This is a genomic window from Oscillibacter sp. (genome assembly GCF_032060045.1).
In the GTDB taxonomy this organism is placed as follows: domain Bacteria; phylum Bacillota; class Clostridia; order Oscillospirales; family Oscillospiraceae; genus Oscillibacter.
This window is the reverse complement of record NZ_DAMBZJ010000008.1, coordinates 30,501-46,874: the sequence shown is the minus strand read 5'-3', so window position 1 is coordinate 46,874 and position 16,374 is coordinate 30,501. Positions and strand designations below refer to the sequence as shown.

The 16,374-nt window shown below is 53.7% G+C and carries 12 protein-coding genes, 1 pseudogene and 1 riboswitch; of the genes and pseudogenes, 8 read left to right on the top strand and 5 right to left on the bottom strand.

The window, feature by feature from the left end; genetic code table 11:
• Window positions 1-13 precede the first annotated feature (13 nt).
• Together RT018_RS04940 and RT018_RS04935 are read right to left on the bottom strand one after the other, a co-directional pair.
• Entirely contained in the window at window positions 14-361 is a 348-nt protein-coding gene (locus RT018_RS04940; RefSeq protein WP_312939902.1) for an arsenate reductase family protein, read from the bottom strand.
• Between the two features lie 93 nt (window positions 362-454).
• Window positions 455-718: pseudogene (locus RT018_RS04935) on the bottom strand (GIY-YIG nuclease family protein); the annotation flags it as partial.
• A 180-nt stretch (window positions 719-898) separates the two neighbouring features.
• Between RT018_RS04935 and RT018_RS04930 the strand changes: the two are divergent.
• Window positions 899-1,252 carry a CoA-binding protein gene (locus tag RT018_RS04930; protein WP_312939808.1) on the top strand — a complete coding sequence of 118 codons (354 nt, stop codon included), beginning with the start codon at window positions 899-901 and terminating at the stop codon, window positions 1,250-1,252.
• A 101-nt stretch (window positions 1,253-1,353) separates the two neighbouring features.
• Window positions 1,354-1,527 (top strand): hypothetical protein, encoded by a 174-nt coding sequence (locus RT018_RS04925; protein WP_312939807.1) that lies wholly within the window; start codon window positions 1,354-1,356, stop codon window positions 1,525-1,527.
• Between the two features lie 191 nt (window positions 1,528-1,718).
• Here RT018_RS04925 and RT018_RS04920 read toward each other — a convergent pair whose 3' ends face one another.
• A complete protein-coding gene (locus RT018_RS04920) occupies window positions 1,719-7,685 on the bottom strand; it encodes a SpaA isopeptide-forming pilin-related protein (RefSeq protein ID WP_312939805.1) in 5,967 nt (1,988 codons plus the stop codon).
• Window positions 7,686-8,154: 469 nt separating this feature from the next.
• Between RT018_RS04920 and RT018_RS04915 the strand changes: the two genes are divergently transcribed.
• Both RT018_RS04915 and RT018_RS04910 read left to right on the top strand, forming a co-directional pair.
• A complete protein-coding gene (locus RT018_RS04915) occupies window positions 8,155-8,823 on the top strand; it encodes a class D sortase (protein WP_312939804.1) in 669 nt (222 codons plus the stop codon).
• Window positions 8,824-8,939: 116 nt separating this feature from the next.
• Window positions 8,940-9,028: riboswitch (cyclic di-GMP riboswitch) on the top strand.
• A gap of 96 nt (window positions 9,029-9,124) precedes the next feature.
• Complete coding sequence (locus RT018_RS04910) at window positions 9,125-9,667, top strand: CAP domain-containing protein (protein WP_312939803.1); 543 nt, start codon at window positions 9,125-9,127, stop codon at window positions 9,665-9,667.
• Between the two features lie 124 nt (window positions 9,668-9,791).
• On the opposite strand, the gene RT018_RS04905 is transcribed toward RT018_RS04910, so the two are convergent.
• Window positions 9,792-10,142, bottom strand: a complete 351-nt coding sequence (locus tag RT018_RS04905; RefSeq protein WP_312939802.1) for a helix-turn-helix transcriptional regulator — start codon at window positions 10,140-10,142, stop codon at window positions 9,792-9,794.
• A 266-nt stretch (window positions 10,143-10,408) separates the two neighbouring features.
• Here RT018_RS04905 and RT018_RS04900 point away from each other — a divergent pair, with 266 nt between their 5' ends.
• Together RT018_RS04900 and RT018_RS04895 are read left to right on the top strand one after the other, a co-directional pair.
• Entirely contained in the window at window positions 10,409-12,274 is a 1,866-nt protein-coding gene (locus tag RT018_RS04900; protein ID WP_312939801.1) for a HAMP domain-containing methyl-accepting chemotaxis protein, read from the top strand.
• A 268-nt stretch (window positions 12,275-12,542) separates the two neighbouring features.
• On the top strand, window positions 12,543-13,817 hold the full coding sequence (locus RT018_RS04895; RefSeq protein WP_312939799.1) for a replication-associated recombination protein A: 1,275 nt from the start codon (window positions 12,543-12,545) through the stop codon (window positions 13,815-13,817).
• Here the strand turns inward: RT018_RS04895 and RT018_RS04890 are convergent.
• Window positions 13,798-14,733 (bottom strand): S1 RNA-binding domain-containing protein, encoded by a 936-nt coding sequence (locus RT018_RS04890; RefSeq protein ID WP_312939798.1) that lies wholly within the window; start codon window positions 14,731-14,733, stop codon window positions 13,798-13,800. The genes RT018_RS04895 and RT018_RS04890 overlap by 20 nt on opposite strands.
• Window positions 14,734-14,827: 94 nt before the next feature.
• On the opposite strand from RT018_RS04890, the gene RT018_RS04885 reads away from it, so the two are divergent.
• Both RT018_RS04885 and RT018_RS04880 read left to right on the top strand, forming a co-directional pair.
• Entirely contained in the window at window positions 14,828-15,022 is a 195-nt protein-coding gene (locus RT018_RS04885) for a DUF951 domain-containing protein (protein ID WP_312939797.1), read from the top strand.
• A gap of 479 nt (window positions 15,023-15,501) precedes the next feature.
• The coding region (locus RT018_RS04880; protein ID WP_312939795.1) for an alanine--tRNA ligase-related protein at window positions 15,502-16,374 on the top strand (873 nt) is incomplete at its 3' end.

Here is a 16,374-nt window from a genome sequence, read left to right as displayed (position 1 = left end):
GGGGGCGCATTTCCTATAGCTCCTGGACCCACTCCGGCTCTTTAAAGCCCACCAGAACGAAGTCCGTGCCTACCAGAATAGGACGCTTGACCAGCATTCCATCGGTGGCCAGAAGCCTGAATTGCTCGTCCTCGGTCATGGAGGGCAGTTTTTTGGAAAGCTCGAGCGCTTTGTACTGCAGGCCGCTGGTGTTAAAAAAACGCTTGAGCGGAAGGCCGCTTTTTTCATGCCAGACCCGCAGTTCGTCCTCGGTGGGATTTTCCGTTTTGATGTCCCGAAAGTCATAGGTGACACCTCTTGTGTCTAGAAAGGTCCGGGCTTTTTGGCAGGTGGTGCATTTTGGATAGCATATAAACAGCATAGTAAATTCTCCTTTATCCGTGATGGAACGCCTGATATATGGCGAAAGATCCAGAGATAGTGGCGTTTTTTCACCGATAAGATTCTCTTTCTCTCGTTTGGAGAGGGCTTTAATGCGGTATTCCAGCCGGGATGCCGCCGCTCGGTCGTCCGCTTCCCACGCCGCGGCAAAGCGGACGGGACGGCGGGCTGCCGTGTATTTCGCGCCGCCGGAAAGACTGCCCCCATGCTGGGCGAGACGACGGGGAAGGTCGGTGGTGATACCGGTATAAAGGCTGCCGTCCCCACAGCGCAGAATGTAGATATAATAAGCCGTTGTGCCCCGCCTCCCTTGCAAGTTTTCCGTATAGTATACCACAGCTTTTAAGGAATGCACAGCTCTTTGACATGCGGCAACTGCAAGTAATCTGTCCGCAAGAAAGCGGCCTTTTTAAAAATGTGGCAAAGAGCATTGCGGGGAATTAAAATGTTTGATATACTGCATTAAAAGCATTTAATAAAAGGAAACGGCACAGAATAAAATGAAGAAGGTGTTTTTATGGAGTTACAGGAAATCATGCGCCAGCGCGTTTTCGCAGTGGTGGGCAACACGCTGGATTCTGAGAAATATGCCTATAAGATCAAGCAGGGAATGCTGGAAAAGGGCTACACGGTGTACGCCGTGGGCAAGGAACTTTCTTCGCTCAACGATGTGCCGGAGGAAATCGACATCATTGATTTGTGCATTCATCCCGCAAAGGGACTGAAGCTGATGCAAGAGTGCAAAAAGAGCTTCAAATGCATCGTGCTTCAGCCGGGGGCGGAAAGCGCGGAACTGGTGGCCTATTTGGAGGAGAAGGAAATGCCTTATATCAACGGGTGCCTGCTGGTGGGCATGCGCCTGTTCACCTGATTTGTGATTTACGGACCATCCGCCGTCACCTTCGCATGTTCGCTTTTTTTGATGAGGGGTTAAATTTTATTTTTCCGGAAACCCTATGCGGGGGTGATGAAATGGGATTAACTTATACCGACATGTATGCGAACATTGGACCCGACCCGCAGGCGGCGGCGTATTTTAACGACCTGCCTGAGGTGATTCAGGCCCAGATTCTGGCGACGGACCCGCCGCCAAGCTCCTTAAACGCACTGAAAAAACTGGTCAAAGAGGCAGACTATATCTTCTGACCCGGGCCGCCTCGTCAAGAGGCGGCCATTTTTTATGAGAAATTTGGGAGAGCAGCCTGCAAAAAAACAAACGGAGCCTCGCGGTCAATCCGCGAGGCTCCGTTTGCAAGCTTGAATTCAGTCTGCCTCAGGGGAAGTCCTGGGTATTTGGTATTTTAAGTGTGCCGGATTTGGGCGTTTTCCGCAGAGACTTACTTCTTTCGATGCTTAGAGAAATAGACTTCCTTCCGGTTCCACACGAAACCGGTGATGGCCAGTGCAATGCCGGATAGCAAAAGGAAGAAGCTGGGGGCGGCGCCGCCGGTCTGAGGAAGCTTGCCGGGAATGCCGTCTTCCTCCCAGCCCGCGACCTCCGGTTCTTCGTCCAAAGAAGAGTCTTTCAGAGTGTAGGACTGCGCCGCGCCGTTAAGGGGAAGGGCCACAGGTAGATCCTCCTCAATCAGACGATAGCCATCCGGTGCAACTGTTTCGCGGACCGTATATTCCCCGATGGGAAGATCGGCAAAGACAGCCAGACCGTTGCTGCCAGTGGTCTCCCTTGCAAAGACACTGCCGTCCGCAGCGTAGAGGGTGAATTCCGCGCCGGCCAAAGGCTCACGGTCCGAATTGACCTTCATAAGCCGAATGGATCCCAGAACAGAAGTGGGCACATTGGGCTTTGCTTCGTTGATTACGGTCAGGGAACGCTGTTCGTTCTTGGACAGGGTGATGTCCTGATTTCCGGCAACGCGGACATAGCCACTGGGAACGTGTGTTTCCGCCACAGTGTACTGTCCGACGGGGAGATTCTCAAAGGAAACCTTTCCGTCTACCCCGGTTGTGTCGGTTGCGACGGCGCGGCCGTCCTTATCGTAAAGCGTAAATTCTGCGCCGGAGAGGGGATTGCCATCCGAATCGGTCTTCAAAATAAGGATTGCGCCTGCCTCAGCGACGGCTTTTTTGTTGACTACGGTGAAGCTGCGGACGGTGGCGCTGGCGGTTGTAACCCGCAGCTCATCGCTGCTGAGTACATAGCCGTCCGGGGCTTTCGTCTCTCGGATGGTAAAACTGCTGTAAGGCGACAAGCCGATAAATTCCACCAGACCGTTGGAACCGGACGTTGCGCTGGCAATCGCCTTGCCCGTGGAGTCATAAAGTGTAAATTCCGCGCCTGCCAGAGGCTTGCCATCCTCATCCTTTTTCATAACCGACGCTTTCCCGGAGGATGGAGAGGAAGGAACGGGGGTGTTTTGGAGAGCGGGAGATTCCGTCACGCTGCCGTTCGTATTCTGGTAGACGAGGGGAAGCAGTGCTGTTTGGTCGGCGTTCCAGCGAACCTCTGCTTTAAGCTGCTTATCCGTGGAATAATAACCGGAGGGCGGCGTAAGTTCCTTAATGGTGTACGTCTCGCCCAATGCGTTCACCGGGACGCTTTTAAATGTCACCACGCCATTGACAGAGGTGGCCGTGGCGGTGTAAACACCGGTGGCGGAATCAATCGTGCCGCCGGTTATGGAGGCGGGAAAGCCCGAGACGGCCTGCCCCTGAATCTGGAAGGTGCCGCCGTTGATCTTTGCGGTGGCGGAGGTGGTGCTTTCCTTTGCGAAGGACACATCCGCCACAGCCGCGTGGTTTATCACCTCAGGTGAAGCGGCAGTTCCCTCAGAGTCAAAGACCGGCACGCTAGTAAATGAAGAATTGTCGTACAGCCGGACCCGCAGTCCATTTGTGGGGCCGGTTGTCTTATAGCTGACATCCACCCAAAAGACAGGGATTGCACTGGGATTTGCATTGGGGTTCAGATATCCGGCGGGAACCGTCTCAAAGATGGTGTACTTCCCAAAGGGAACGTCCGTAAACCGTACGGTGCCGTTCGCGTCGGACTTGGCGGTTCCGCTGTCTCCCACTGCGGTAATAATGCTTGCGCCGGTCGAATCTTTCAGGGTAAATACAACGTCCTGCAAGGGTGCTGTCGGGTTGCCGGACCTGACGGCGCGCAACTTTTTGAAAACGATGTCGGGGTTGCCGGAAATACCGGTGTTGTCGGGTGCATTCACAAACTTGGGAATGGAGGTGCTGTTGTAGTTCACGCCGTCGGTGGAATAGCGGACCTCGGCCGTTGTGTAATCGTAGCCGGAGGGAGAGAGTTCTTTATAATCGACCTTGACGTATACCAGCGTCGTATTCGGTTTATGCATCAGAGGAGCGCTGAGCTCCTTGATCTCGTATTCGCCGAACGCAACGTCCTTGAAGATAACCGCGCCCGTTCCGGCTGCGGATGTGGCGGTGTCAAGAAGCTTGGTCAGGTCGCTGGACTCACCCTTTTTAAACAATCCGAATTTCGCGCCGGCGAGGGGCATGTTGTCTGCGCTGGTCTTGTTAATTTGAATGTCCGCCAAGCCTTTTACATTGGTAACGGTGATGTGGGCGGCGTTTGTAATCGAATCATTCGGAGCGCCCGCAAAAGCGACGCCGCTCAGATGGGTGGGCTTTACGCCGCCATAATTCCCATTAACCAGCAGGTAGCCGGGAGCGGGCTCTAATTCTCTCACGTAGAACACCCAGGGGGGGAGCTTATCGAAAACAATCACGCCGTCTTGTTGAATTGTGTGACTACTACCGCTGCTGTCAGTAACGGTCTGAGCGGCGCCAGTCTCCCCGAAGGGATCTCTGGGTACTCCGGCTTTGTACTGGAAGTCTCCCTTGGCGGACACAAGGCGAAGCTTTGCACCGTTCAACGGATTTCCGTTTTCATCAACTTTCAATACTTTCAGCACATAGGAGCCCGAGCCGCCGTCTGCATAAGGGTCAACCACGTTGATTCCAACGATTTTATCCGTCGCCTGAGGCGAAGTGTGAGAGCCCTTGAAGAAGACTGTGTTCGTAAGGGCGGAAATCTCACCCAAAATCGAGGTGGTAAATTTCAGGACATAGGCATAAGGGCCGTCCGGCAGGGAAACGGTCAGCTTCTGGCCGTCAATCGCAACCCCGTATTCATTTGCGCCGAGGGTGATGGCGGGGGTAGCGCCCGGGACTTTTGTCATCGCCGTGCCATCCGGCGTCAGGTCGCCGTTACCGGAATTGATGGAAGCCCTGTACAGTTCGATGCTGTCAGGAATTAGACGCAAGCTGTCATTCAGGGTATCCTCCGCCATGGCGTCCTTAAGGTCGATGACGGACTTGTTCAGTGCAACGGTCCAGGTGACGGATTCCTTGGCGTTTCCGTCGGAATCCTTACCGTTGCCATAATCGTGGCCCTTTTTAACTATGCTGTTGGTAATCTTATGTGTTCCTTTTGCCTCAAATGCGCCGGTGTGTTCATCGATCTCCAGTGAGGCGTTATTTTCAAAAGTTTTATCGCCTTGAGACAAAACCGCCTCGTCCTCCACATACGTGTTGATAATAATTTCGTATGTGTCCGAAGTCTTATTTCCGTCTCCTTTGGGCCAAGTGAGGGTAAAGCCTTTCGGAGATGCCGCGGACGCAAAGATAATATTGGTTCCATCTGCCCTCAGTTCAGCAAGGGTTTGCTCCGGGCCGCCATTTACCTTTACCTTGATTGCGCGTTCATTATCCGGCTGAAGCCGGGTGTTTGCGGGAAGCGCGTCGGTGACCACCGCGTTCGTCATTTCCAGACGGTTGCGGTTGACCATCATCTTCCACACAAGCTCACGGGTGGCATAGTTGTATGACTGGGCGCTCTTGCGCAGCATTTCAAGCCGATAGGTTTGGGTGGCTTGCGCTGTGAGATTGCCCGGAGTCAAAGTGACTCCATTCTTAAAGCTCTTAGTGACATCGTTCGTAGCGCCAGATGCCTTGTTCTGATACATTTGGCTCAGCGCTTTGGCGGTGAGTTTCGTGTAGAAGGTGACGGTATACATCCTAAAGTTTGCGGCGTACTTTACGAACGTAAAAGTGAAGCCTGCGCTGGTAATCTCACTCAGCGCGCCAAGGCTTTGGCCGGGGGCCGATTCGGAAGTGAACGTATTTACAACAGCGGGGCTGCCCTTCTCCGTGACGGTGAGGGGATGGTCCGCATCAATGACCAGCTCGTGGAGATCCTGTTCTGAAACGGGAATGAGATCGGTAATGGAGACAGAGTTCGGGGTGTTGCCCATATCCGTTCTCAGACGCTCGTTTACCGTGATGGTCCATTTGAGGTAATCGCCTTTGTTTGGAAGGTCTGACGAATGGTCAAAGTTGACCGTGGGGCCAGCTCCCTTCCGGATGGATGCACCCTGCTTGATGATTTCCTTGCCCACGATGATCTCGCCGATACCGGCACCGCTGCCGCTGCCGGTTCCCCAAGGAGATGACGGCCCCCAGGCCCATTCCACTGTGGCCCTATTTTCCGCCTTGATGCTGTCATTGCTGCCGGAGCTTTCATTCCAATCCACAATCTCTGTGTAGTACGTCAGCACCATGGTCTTGGTGGTGTTGTCGGAGTTGGTGGTCGCTTCTGCATCGGTAAAGAGATAGACCAACGTTCCGTCTTGAATGTAGAACTTGCCCTTATCGGCATCCGTAATGGATCCGGGGACGCTTCCGTTGACCACGTCCCTTGAGCCCGTTCCCAGTGTGGGCGCAAGATTTTTTCCGCCCGTGGTGGTGGCACTTTGGACAAATTTATGAACCACACCGTCCGTAGGCAGTGTGTCAATCAGCTTCAGGTCAGGAAATTTGTATGAGTCCGCTCCGGATTTGGGGAGTGTTACGGTGACCTTCCACTCCACATACCGATGGGTTCCATCCACAATAATATCCGTCCCGGCTACCTTGCCGAAAAAGTTTTTCATCTCAAAGGAATCTTCGGCGGAGCCCAGATTGGTGTATCCGCCTTTGGACAGGTCAACCTTGTTTTCAAACTTGTTGGCGCTATTGCCGGGCAAAATGGTGGGAGTGGTTTTGTAGCGGACCGTTTGAGGTCCCTTTGTCCCGGCGGGGAAGTTATAGGTAATGGCTTTTTCAGTGGAGTTATACGTGGCGGAGGGAGCGGGAGTCCCAAAGCCGCCGTCTGCGCCCAAGTCCTTAACTTCAAAAGAGTTGTCCACATATGTATGCGCGTTTTTTAGCGTGTCCACCATAGTGTATCCACTGTAATCATAGTCAGCGGGGACGGTAACATCGGCCGGCGGGCTGATGTTGACGGTCCAGGTGATTTCGTTGGCAGAGGGATCGTACTCGTGGGATTTGGTGACGCTGCTGGCCACGGGAGGTTCCCCGTCGTCCTTGCCGGGTGTGCGGTTTATTGTGATGGTTTCCGAGCCGAATTTAATTTCGGAAGTTTCGCCGTGTTCATCATCTGAAGGCAAATAGTCAAACGTTCCTGTAAAGCCAAATTGACCATAAATATCGGCATCGAGTTGTTCATAGTCGTTTTCGATGGTGACAATTACTGTATTCGTTGCGACGTCAATTCTCCAGGAAGCGAAAACTGTTGAGCCAATGCTCATAGCGCCGGACATCACCGCATCCGATGCAAAAACTATGTTTTTGGGAAGATCGATTTCAAAATAATCGCCGGGAAGCACATTGTTATATTTCTCATTGCTGATATGGAACCCATATTGCAGCTGAATCAAGTCACCAGCCTTCACATTGTCCAGTTCAACAGGTGAAGCTCCGGTAATTTCAAGACCGTTGAACTTCAAAAAAGATTTTGCCTTTCCATCAATCTTGGCAGTGTCGCCAAGATCCGTGGAGTTTCCCTGCCGGTCATGAATGAAAAAATCATTGTTTATGATGAGTTCTCTGGGAGTGCTGTCAAGGATCATCGCGATCGCTTGCGGAGTCTCCACGACTTCGGCGGAGGTTTCCGCGTCTGTCTCCGCTTGTGGGGTTTCCACGATCTCGGAAGGTGCGTCGACGTCTGTCTCTGCTTGCGAGATTTCTGTGTCCGTCCCTGTTGAAGGGGTCTCTGCGACCTCGGAAGGTGCGTCGACGTCCGTCTCTGCTTGCGAGGTTTCTGTGTCCGTCCTTGTTGAAGGGGTCTCTGCGACCTCGGAAGGTGCGTCGACGTCCGTCTCTGCTTGTGGGGTTTCCACGATCTCGGTGGGAGGACCTGCGTCTGTCTCCGCTGCCAGCACCATGTTCAGCGGCAGTAGCTGCATGGCCAGCAGCACTGCCATGAGCAGAGAAAATGCCTTCCCTTTTCGTGCTCTCATCTTTCGTACTCTCATACAACAGTCTCCTTCTCTTTTGAGTCTCTTAAGAATTTAAGAATTGTTTAGATTTTTTGACGGGCGGCTGCTGCCGTACAAGGGGTGGGCGTGGAACCATTTTTACGCGGATGCAATCCTCAAAAACGTCTTCACATGGAAAACGGATTTTGATTTATTATAATATGCGGCCAGACAAAAAGCAACATAAAAAACGCTGGAAAGCATTGATACGACAGGGTTTTTATTATTTTAAAATATGAATATTTTTTTGAAAGTTGAAACCAAAGAGCGAATGTGCTAAAATTTGTGGCGTGAGTGCAGACAAGCGCCCGTAACATTTGGAAACACAATTTTGAGGATGTTCCGGAAGTTTTCGCAAGCGAATGTTTACTAGGTGATATTGTATCATATTGACTTGGTGGGATTTTGTTGCATATGCGACGAGTCTCGCCTGCGGAGAAATTCAGTTGAAAAAGGAAGAACAATCATGGCGAAAAGCACGCAAAAGCGTCCGAAGGCGCCGCGCCTGATGATTGCGCTGGGCCTTGTGTTGGTGGCTGTGGCGGTGACGATGGAGGTGGTCGATTATCCATGGGGGCGGCTTTTCGGGGTTGTCCCCCAAGCGTTGCCCGACCCTGCCCCCATCGTCCTGACCGGCGAGGATGCAGACAGCCTTCTTACCGACGAGGCGGAGCCTGTACCGGAGGACGAGAGCGGCATTCTCCCCGGGGAGGAGACGGAGGACGGGCCTCCCGCGGTCTACGTCCAGCTGGGAATTCTCAAGATTCCATCGCTTGGTGTATCGCAACATGTGTTGGAGGGTACCGGGCGTCAGATGCGCTATGGCGTGGGCCATGTGGTGGGGACGGCGGGCTTGGGGCAGGAGGGGAACTGCGCTCTTTCGGGACACCGGCCCAGTCCCTTCCGATATCTGGACAAGCTGAAAGCGGGAGACAAGATTACCATTGAAGAGGGAGAGACACTGTATACCTACACGGTTTACGAGTCCTTCAGCGTTTTGCCCGAGGAAACATGGGTGCTTTCGGATATCCCGGGAGAAACGGCCGCCCTTACGCTGATTACCTGTACACCCTACCTAGTGTCCAGCCATCGGCTGATTGTCCGCGCTCGGCTGACTGACACCACTTCGGCATAGGTTTCGTGGCACCGCATGAAGCGTCTGAAAGGAAAATGTTTCTAAAATTTTTCAAAAAGCCTTGCATTTTTACAGGAAACAGGGTACAATGCAGACACTGATATACACCGTATTCAAATCGAAAATAGCAAACCATCCGAAAGGGTGGGACGCAAAGCTACGGGTCTAAAGTTTTGAAAAAAACTATGATAGCCGAGCTGCCGAAATTGATGTCTCATTATGAATTTAGTGAGTTCTTTTTGGTAGCATACCAAAAAGAACTCACTTTTCTTTCAACTTCTTCTGTAAGGGGTTAACAATCGTGAAAAAAGCACATAAACTCTGGACGGTTCTCACCGTCGTTGCACTCGCCGCCTCGCTTGCTGTTCCGGCGCAGGCCACCGCCTGGGAAAAGGGAACGAACAGCAATGTCTCCTCTGTCGTTGAGGAAAAAGAGGAAGACAACACGCTCACTGCCGAGGAATTTTCCGCCGAGGTGCTGCGCTTGGTCAACGAGGAGCGCACCAGCCGGGAGTTGGAGCCTTTTGAAACGGACGCAAAGCTTGCCAAGGTCGCTGCGGTCCGCGCCAAAGAAAGCGCCACAAAATTCGCCCACGAAAGACCGGACGGGCGATCTGTTTCCACCGCATTTGCGGACGAAAATATTGCGTTCGTCAAGGCCGGCGAAAATCTGGCCAAAGGTCAAAAAACGCCGGACGAGCTGGTGAAAGACTGGATGGAATCCAAGACACATAGAGCCAATATTCTCAGCGAAAAATTCACCATCGCTGAGCTTGGATTTTTCAAGGACAGCGCCGGTAAAATTCATACCGCGCTTATGTTTCTCGCGCCCTCAAAAAGCTGAGGAGCAAAACCCACGAGATTTAAACGGCATAGCGTCCGCTTGGCGCTATGCCGTTTTTTGAGCCCGCAAAACCACGCGGACCGCGTGGTTTTTGATTTAAAATGCTCGATGGAGAACAGCGGGGCTATTTTTCCTCACCGTACTTCTCCTTCAAACGCTGCAAATAGACGTATTCAAGTATGGCCCGTCTCCCGCCCGCGCTCAGAGACAACACGGAGGAGAGCAGCGCACCTGCCGTGCTGCCGTCCAGGATCGGTTGGTTTAAAACGGCGATGCCTTCTTTGCACGCGGTTCTCCCCAGAATATAGTCTGCCGACACGTTGTAGTAGTCAGTCAAAATGACCAGTGCCCGGATTGGCAGCTCGCTCTCGCCGGTTTCATATTTGGAATATTGCTGCTGTGTGGTGCCAATCAAATTGGCTATATCGGATTGCTTCCGATCTCGGTCTTCGCGTAAGCCGCGAAGAATGATCATACCAGTTCTCATTTGCCAGACCTTGTTTTTATTAAAAATAATATCAAATCAACAACGCATGTATTGACAGATACAACTTATATGTGTACTAATAATAATTATACCAGCATTAAGTGTTTTCATACATGACAGTGCCCGAGGCCGGGCGGTCATGGGCAGTTTCCTTCAAAGGAAACTCTGTGGTTTCCGGCATCTGACCGGAAGGTCCGATTTTAAAAATAGAGAAAGACGAACAAACTCGGATTGCATGGAAGGGGATATTATTTATGAGACGGATTACAGATTTAAAAATTGCAACAAAACTGGTGGTGGGATTCTTAGTCATAGCGCTTACTGCAGGAATTGTCGGCATTGTCGGGCTCATGAACATCAATGCGCTGGCTAAGTCGGGCAGACTGCTCTACGAGAAAAACACCATGGCCATCCTGTATTCAGGAGACGCAAACACATCTTATCAGCGGATTCGGTACGATGTGGCCGAAATGCTGCTGATGCAAGCGGACTCCCTGCGAGACAATTACGTGAAAGAATGCGAATCGCTTTTGGCGGCCATTGAAACGGACATGGACAATTACGAGGCTGGCATCACCGAGGATGCCGATCGGGAGCTGTTTCTTGAGCTGAAATCAGACTGGGAAGATTTCAAGACCTATATGCAGCAGGGCCTTTCCTATGCAAAGGTGGGGCAGTATGAGCATGTGCGGCGTGTTCTATTGGTCGAGGCCAACGCGGCGAGTGGAAGCTTGATGGATGCTTTCACAAAATTATATGATTACAATTCCAACGAAGCTGCGGCAAGGGCGGCGGAGAATGACCGGCTTGCGAAATTCTCAAATTTTATTATGCTGGGCGTAATTATTGCCGCACTATTTGTCGCTGTTGCGTTGGGAATGATAATTGCCCGAGGCATCAGCAGACCACTGAGCAAAATCGTGGATGCTGCCAACAAGCTTGCAAAGGGAGACTTCGATATCGATGTGGCGGTCAATTCCAAGGATGAGACCGGGATGCTGGGGCGAAGCTTTATCAATATGTCCGAGACACTCAAGGCCATCATCGGCGATCTATCTTGCGGGCTGGAGGCGGTTGCCAACGGCAATTTTGCAATTGACTCCTCGTCGGAGGAAATTTACACGGGAGACTACCGCCCTCTGCTTGACAACACCCGGAAAATGCGGGGTAAGCTCAGCGATGTGCTGCGCAGCGTCAACACGGCGGCGGAGCAGGTGAACGTTGGGGCGGAGCAGGTGTCCGGCGGTGCGCAGGCGCTGGCCAGCGGCTCCACCGAGCAGGCCGCCACCGTGGAAGAGCTGAATGCCTCGATTGCGCAGGTGGCCGAGCAGGCAGAAAATAACCTCACGACCATCCAGGCTGCCGCCAAAAACATTGAGCAGGCCGTCGTAGGGGTGAACAGCAGCAACGAATATATGCACCAGCTCTCCGCCGCAATTGGCGAAATCAGCACGGCTTCCAGCCAGATTATGAGTATTACCAAGGTCATTGAGGACATCGCCTTCCAGACCAACATTCTGGCGCTGAACGCGGCGATTGAGGCCGCTCGGGCAGGCAACGCAGGCAAGGGCTTTGCGGTGGTGGCGGATGAGGTGCGCAACCTTGCCGGAAAATCCGCCGAGGCTGCCCGCCGGACGGCGGAGCTGATTGGAACCGCCGTGTCCACCGTGTCTCGGGGAACTGAAATTACTGAAAAGACGGCACAGGAGCTGCGCAATACCGAGGTAAGCGCCAAAAAGGCGGCTGAGAGCTTTGTCCTAATTGAAGGGGCGTCCGCTCAGCAGACCGACTCCATCGAGCAGATTCGGGACGGACTGAATCAGATTTCCGCCGTGGTGCAGACCAATGCTGCCACTGCGGAGGAAAACTCCGCCACCAGCGAGGAGATGTCGGCGCAGGCAGTCTCCCTGCGTCAAGAGGTGGGTCGGTTCAGGTTCAAGGAGGAAGGCGCCGACTTCATCCGGGATGTGGAAAACGTTCCGGCGTCCGATGCGTCCGACGGGGACGGTATATCCGATGAGGACGGGGCGGAAATCCCTGTGGAGGACGGCGCGGTGAACCACGACACGGACGTGGAGAGCAAGGCGGCGCTTGACAATCTGCCTGCGGGAAAATACTGATACAAAGAAAACGAGCAAACGCGGGTGATGGGTTTCGGGCCTGACCAATGATTCATAGAATCAATGCGCGGTTTTCTTATTAGTGCATCCAAATTGCATTTTGGCACAAAAAATGCATTACAAAAACCCGTTTCCAACCGGAAACGGGTTTTTGCTGTTTAACGCTGGAGCCGCATCATGAAATCTTGCAATTTGGCATCGCGTGTGGTATGGTGGGAAAGCAAAAAACAATGTCGCCTGATGGTGGCTTTAAAAGGAGGAAAGCGCCTTGCAGCAGCGCCCATTAGCGGATGAAATACGACCCGGGACTATAGACGAGGTGGTGGGGCAGAAACACCTTTTGGGACCTGGCGCGGTGCTTCGCCGCCTGATTGAAAGCGGGACCTCCACCAACATGGTGTTTTACGGTCCCTCCGGGACTGGCAAGACCACCGTGGCAAATATTATCGCGGAGAAAACCCGGAAAACGCTGTATCGGCTCAACGCCACCAATGCCAGTCTTCAGGACGTGAAAGAGGTCATCGCAAACGTGGGTACGCTGCTGGCTCCCGGCGGCATTCTGCTGTATTTGGACGAGATACAGTATTTCAACAAAAAGCAGCAGCAGAGCCTGCTGGAGTTTATGGAAAACGGGCAGATTACCCTGATTGCCTCCACCACGGAGAATCCGTATTTTTACGTGTACGGCGCGCTGCTTTCCCGCAGCACGGTGTTTGAGTTTAAGTCCGTGCCGCCCGAGGAGGTGCTGCCCGCCGTGGAGCGGGCACTGGAAATCGAGAAAGGGCGTCAGGAGTTGCCGCTGGTTTGGGAAGAGGGCCTTCCGCTGGACGTTGCCACCGCCTGCGGAGGCGACGTGCGCAAAGCCATCAACGCCGTGGAACTTCTCTGTCGCGCAGCGCGGCCGAACAAAAGCGGAGAGCTGAAGCTCACACGGGAGGACGCGCGGCAGCTCACGCAGCGCAGTGCCATGCGCTATGACCGAGAGGGAGACGCACATTATGATATTTTATCCGCCCTCCAAAAGTCCATCCGGGGCAGCGATCCGGATGCGGCAGTGCACTATTTAGGGCGTCTGCTGGAGGCGGGAGATTTGCTGTCTCCTTGCCGGCGGCTGCTGGTCATCGCGGCGGAAGACATCGGCCTTGCCTATCCCATGGCGATTGCGGTGACGAAGGCCTGTGTAGACGCGGCGGTGCAGCTGGGCCTGCCAGAGGCGCAGATTCCTCTGGCGGAGGCTGCGATTCTGCTGGCCACCGCGCCAAAGTCCAATTCCGCGGTGAATGCTGTGGCCGCGGCGATGGGAGATTTGAAGGCCGGACGGACGGGAGATATTCCACGCCGGCTTCAGAATGTCCATGCGGACACCACTGGCTTTGACAGCAGCCAGAATTATAAGTACCCCCACGCCTATCCGGGGCATTGGGTGGAGCAGCAATACCTGCCAGATGCGCTGAAAAACGCCCGGTATTACGAATACGGCGAGAACAAAACCGAGCAGGCCGCACGGCGGTATTGGGAGGAAATCAAAGGCCCAGAGCGGTGAAATCCGTGGCCACCGGGGGCTTTTCATAGCAAGGGGGAGAGTAAACCCAGTGCTCCAGCGTTCCGTCGGTAATCTGATAGCGCAGAGGCACGGGGTAAACTGCGGGCGTGAGCCGTTGGATGATTTGCAGCTTGATTTTCATATGCTCCGGACGGATGGAACGAATGTAGACCGAAACCCGGTCTCCCTCCGCTACGTCGTCCTTTAAATCCGCAAGTCCCGAGAGGTTGGGAGCCAGCTCCACAAAGGCTCCGTAGTCCCGGATGGAACGGACGATGCCCTGAACGGTTTCACCGGGAGAAAAATAGCTTGCGTTTTCCATCCATGTACCCAACAGCTCTCGATGGGTCATGGTAAACCGGCGGTTTTCCCGGTCCACAGACAGCACCGCCGCCAGAATTTTTTGGCCGGTGCGAAAGCGCGCTGCAGGGTGGGGAATGCGCGAGACGGAGATGCGTTCGATGGGCAGCATGGCCACCACTCCGCAGCCAATGTCCAAGAACGCGCCGAAGGATTCCATATGAGTCACTCGGCAGGTGAGGACCGTTCCCGGCTCCAGCGTCTCCATAAACTGCGTGATGGCCCGCTCCTGCACGGCCCGACGGGACAGAAGGGCCCGGGGCGCACCCTTTCCGTCGGCGGCAAGGCTGCTGACCGCAAAGCATACGGGCTTTCCGACCAGAGATAAAAGCGCGATGTCCCGATCCGCACCGCCAATCCAAGGGGATATGGCTTCAGTCCGGGGAATCAGGCCCTCCATGGGGCCCAGGGAGACGTGGAGCGTTCGCTCTGCGTCGCATCGAATTACAGGGGCCTCCAAAATTGTGTTGTGATCCTGAGCATCCCGCAGCAGGGCGGGGGTAAGGGGGGCACGGGGGCGCAGGCCCTCCGGCAGATACATTTTATTTTCCGGCATGGCAACTCTCTCCATCCGCCGCGCAGAGCGGCGCAAATTCAGCTTCTGAATCACTATATGCGCCCTTTGGCGGGGGATTGACAGGAGGAATTACATGGACTTGCATCTTCACGATCAGGTGGAACTGAAAAAGCAGCATCCCTGCGGAAGTAAGCGTTGGGAAATTTTGCGGGTGGGTATGGATATTAAGCTGAAATGCCTTGGCTGCGGACATGAACTGATGCTTCCCCGGAGTCGGGCGGAAAAGAGCATCCGAAAAATTTTGACGGAGGAGGAAAAAAACAAATGAACAAGGGAACCCGCATTGTGGCGATTGTGATTGTGGGACTGCTGGTGTTTTCGCTTTTGGCGTCGCTGGTGGTGCCGTTTATGGCGTGAATGCCAGAATTGATTCAAAGAAGGCCGTCCGGTGGAGTGCACTGAAAAACTCCTTCCAAAAGGCGGTTTTGAAGGTATAAACCCCATTGACAATGTTAAAAAGTGTGCTAAAATAGCAACGTAATCTGAAAATGCTATGACGGAGCCAGCTATGCGGACCGGTTTCAGCGAGGGGGAGACGGTGAAAGTCCCCCACCCAAGGCCGCGCAGCAGCCACTTCTGAGCATCCCGCGATGAGCGGGACGGTTCATCCCCGATACAAAGATGGCTAAGACGCCCCGCAAGGGGATAATTAGGGTGGTACCGTGAAGCATCGCTTCGCCCCTATGCCGGGGCGGGGCGTTTTCTTTTTACCGCAGAGAAATTTTGAGAAATACGGAGGAAACATATATGGCACATCCGGTATACGGACTGAATGAACTGCGAGAGAAGTTCCTGAGCTATTTTGAGAGCAAGGGCCATCTGCGCCTGCCCAGCTTTTCCCTGATTCCCCACAATGACGCAAGTCTTTTGCTAATCAACAGCGGCATGGCCCCTATGAAAACCTGGTTCACCGGGGAGGAGGAACCTCCTCGCAACCGGGTTTGCACCTGCCAGAAGTGCATCCGCACCGGCGACATTGAAAACATCGGCAAAACCGCCCGCCACGGCACCTATTTTGAGATGCTGGGCAATTTCTCCTTCGGCGATTACTTCAAGAAGGAGGCCATCCCCATGAGCTGGGAGTTTTTGACCCAAGTGGCGGGGCTGGAGGCGGACCGGCTGTATCCCTCTATTTATGAAGAGGACGAAGAGGCCTTTGAAATCTGGAACAAGGACATGAACATCCCCGCCGAGCGCATCTTCCGCTTCGGCAAGGCCGACAACTTCTGGGAGCACGGTCCCGGCCCCTGCGGCCCCTGCTCGGAGATCTACTATGATCGGGGTGAGAAATACGGCTGCGGTCGGCCGGAGTGCACCGTGGGCTGCGACTGCGACCGCTATATCGAAATCTGGAACAACGTGTTTTCCCAGTTTGTCAACGACGGCGAGGGCCACTACGAGGAGATGCAAAATAAGAATATCGATACAGGCATGGGCCTTGAGCGGCTGGCCGTGGCCAGTCAGGGCGTGGCGTCCCTCTTCGACGTAGACACTGTGATGCACATTACCAACCATGTCAGCAAGATCACCGGCGCCCACTATGAGGAAAGCGCCAAGATCGATGTGTCTCTTCGGGTTATCACAGACCATATCCGTTCCTCCGTCATGATGATCTGCGAC